Origin of the sequence: Stutzerimonas marianensis (assembly GCF_022810315.1) — a bacterium.
GTDB lineage: Bacteria > Pseudomonadota > Gammaproteobacteria > Pseudomonadales > Pseudomonadaceae > Stutzerimonas > Stutzerimonas marianensis.
The window spans coordinates 1-2,857 of the sequence record NZ_JALGRD010000028.1 but is presented as its reverse complement, the minus strand read 5'-3'; the positions used below and the strand labels follow the sequence as shown (position 1 = coordinate 2,857).

Annotated in this window: 3 protein-coding genes; all 3 read right to left on the bottom strand. The window is 62.2% G+C overall.

All coding sequences use genetic code 11. The features are described 5' to 3' along the window. Nucleotides 1-167 precede the first annotated feature (167 nt). A complete protein-coding gene (locus tag MST27_RS22105; protein WP_243608000.1) occupies nt 168-1,343 on the bottom strand; it encodes a GGDEF domain-containing protein in 1,176 nt (391 codons plus the stop codon). A 236-nt stretch (nt 1,344-1,579) separates the two neighbouring features. Next, nucleotides 1,580-2,491 (bottom strand): alpha/beta fold hydrolase, encoded by a 912-nt coding sequence (locus tag MST27_RS22100; RefSeq protein ID WP_243607999.1) that lies wholly within the window; start codon nt 2,489-2,491, stop codon nt 1,580-1,582. Between the two features lie 23 nt (nt 2,492-2,514). After that, nucleotides 2,515-2,857 (bottom strand): hypothetical protein (locus tag MST27_RS22095; RefSeq protein ID WP_243607998.1); only part of this gene is annotated, 343 nt, incomplete at its 5' end.

Sequence of the window (2,857 nt, the reverse complement as noted above, 5' to 3'; positions counted from 1 at the left end):
GGATGACCCGGCAGTGCAGGCGGTGAGAGAGTGGGTGATGAAGGTGCCGGGTGGGTTGTAGCTTCGCTGGTTGTCGCGCCCGTGACGCTGCCATTTTCATGAGCTGATGGAGGGGCATCCGCGGGCGGGTTCCTCTTGTCAGTCGCGACAGAGGAACCAACTGCGGATCAAGCCCCGGCCGCCGCCTGGCTCATCAAGCTGCGATCAGCCAGGCGGATGCTGTTCCGCCCGCCGCGCTTGGATTCGTACAGCGCCACGTCGCCCTGCTCGATTAGCGCCACCAGGCTGGCAGGAGGCTGGTCAAACGTGCTGACGCCGATACTCAGGGTGACAGGCTCCGGCGTCGCGAAATGCTGATTCGCATTGTCATGGAAACGCTTTCGCAGCACGTCGCCCAGCGCCACGATTCGCTCATGGGAAGCGTCGGCCAGCAGAATCACGAATTCATCACCGCCCAGTCGCGCCGCCAGTGCGCCACCGGGCAGGACCACACGAATCATCTCGCCCAAGGTAATCAGCAGCCGGTCGCCCGCCGCATGGCCGTGCAGATCGTTGACCAGCTTGAAGTTGTCGATATCGATCAGCAGCAACGCGCCCGGACGAGCAGGGGAGGCCTCGCTTAGCAGCCGTGGCGCCCTTGCTTCCAGGGCGCGCCGGTTATACATGCCGGTCAACGGGTCCCGCGCGGCCAACCGTTCGATTTGCCTTTCCCGGCGGTAGCGCACGGTGCCGGTCATCGACAGCGCGATCAGCATGATCGCCATCACCCCTTCGACCAGCGAAATCTGGATGATGGTGCCGCCGAAAACCGAGAGATCGATCAGCGTGCCCGGCACCAGCGGCGGAATCATCTTGGCGAAATAGAACAGGCTGTGCCCCAGCAGCACATAACGCAGCTGCGCTGCAGCGGCACCCAGCGACTTGTCGCGCGGACGCAGCAGCAAACTCGCCCTGAGCGTCGGCAGCGCGACCAGAAATGAATTCAGCAGCAGGATGACCTTCGACCAGATCTGCTCGCCCGGCAGTAGCAGCAGTGCGGACCAGGCGACGAATATCAGATACCAGCCGCGAGACAGACGCACTCCCCTGAACCGCGCGACACCCAGCAGAAACAGCCAGTGCGCGGTCACCAGCAGACCATTGGCGAACCAGATCCCAATCAGTAGTAACCCGCTGACACGCAGCAGGGCGAGCGTCGAGCCGACACTGATCAAGGCGAAGCCCGCACTCCAGAACAACAGCGACGGCTCACGAACGGTTCGCCATTCGATGGCCTGATACAGCGAAGCCGCAAACGCCAGGGCTACCGTGAGCGTCAACATCGTTAGCGGGTCGAGTGCCATGGTGAAAGCCTGTTGTTGCGGTGGAAAGGGCGATGCTAGGGGAGGCAGGGCTTGGTGTTGCGTGGGGCAACGAGAAGTAATCGGCCACGAGGCCAGGCGCTTGAATCGAATACCACGACCGGCAGACGCGCCACTGCGGGAGGCTGTTGCAGGTTTCGTTTCGCCCGCTCGATGGGCGCGCGATTATGCTGAACAGCTAGCCGGCAACCGAAAATAAATCTGTCCCATTTTTCTGGTTAAAGGCCGGTCGGTTCAACGGCCCCGCCTACAGACTCAAGGCGCGTGCGAAAGTCAAAGTAGTGTTCGAGTACCTGCTCAGGCGCTTCGACCTGCGGGTAGTGACCGATTTGGTCCAGAAGCACGGTGTCAGGCGCTGGAATGAGTTCGCGGTAGCGGGCCACCATGTGCGCGCCAGAGATCGGATCGGCCGCGCCGTCGATCACGCGCAGCGGCACGCTGCAGCGCTGCATTGCCGTGACCCAGCGCTCGCGCTGCGCGACCCGCTCTGGCATGTAGCGGATCAGGCGGTGCATCACGGCAGGTCCATTGCTTTCGGTGATAAGTCTCCAGTAATCGTCCAGCTCGGATTCGCTCGGCTGTGTCTGCGCACCGAACACCCGTCCAAAGGTCTTCCCTAGAGAGCGCCGCGAAAACAGCCTGCCCAGCAGAAAGCCGAAAGGGCCGAGAAGCAGTTTTTGCACCCGTACCGGATGATGCGTTTCAGGGAACAGCCCACCATTGAGAAATACGCAGCTGGCCAGAGTGATGCGCCCTTCGCAGTGCCGCGCCAGCAGCTCTTGGGCGACGCTGTCACCATAATCATGAGCCAGCACATGGATTGCACTGTCGATTCCAAGCTCCCCCAAGAGCGCATGCTGCAGATCGGCTTGCTCGATCAGGCTATAGGCGTGCCCGCGCGGCTTGGCCGAATAGCCAAAGCCGAGCATGTCGCAGGCAATCAGCCGATAACGCGCGGCGAGCGGCTGCCAGACCTTGTGCCAGTCCCAACTGGCGGTGGGAAAGCCATGGATCAGCAGCAGCGGATCGCCTTCGCCTGCCGTCCAGTAGCGGATGCGCTTACCGCGGAAATAGAACTCGCGAGCGCTGGCGCGCCACGTATCCAGCGCTATACCGTCGGTGCTATCCATTCGCCGTACCTCGCGTCATATGATCAAGCGTGCACAGCATAGCTGGGCGTCCCGCGCGCGGGCGATGTCTTGTTTGCTGCCAGCGATCCAGGCCGCGACTTCGCGAGCAGCCAGGTCGTCCCGGGTGTGGGCAGCGACTGGCTGGAAACGGCAGGCAGATCGAAAGGGGGCTGCCACTCGGGTTCCCAGGGACGCGCCGCGAAGGGTGAGCAAAGCGAGTCAAGTGGCTCGCTGTGCAAGGCGAAACCTGTCGGTAGGAGCGAAGAAGGCGTGACGGAAATGCGAGCGAGTGGGGACAAGGAAAATAAATCTGTCCCCTTTTTTTGCAGATCGAGGATCAACTGAAGGCAGGGCGGCTGGTGCAGC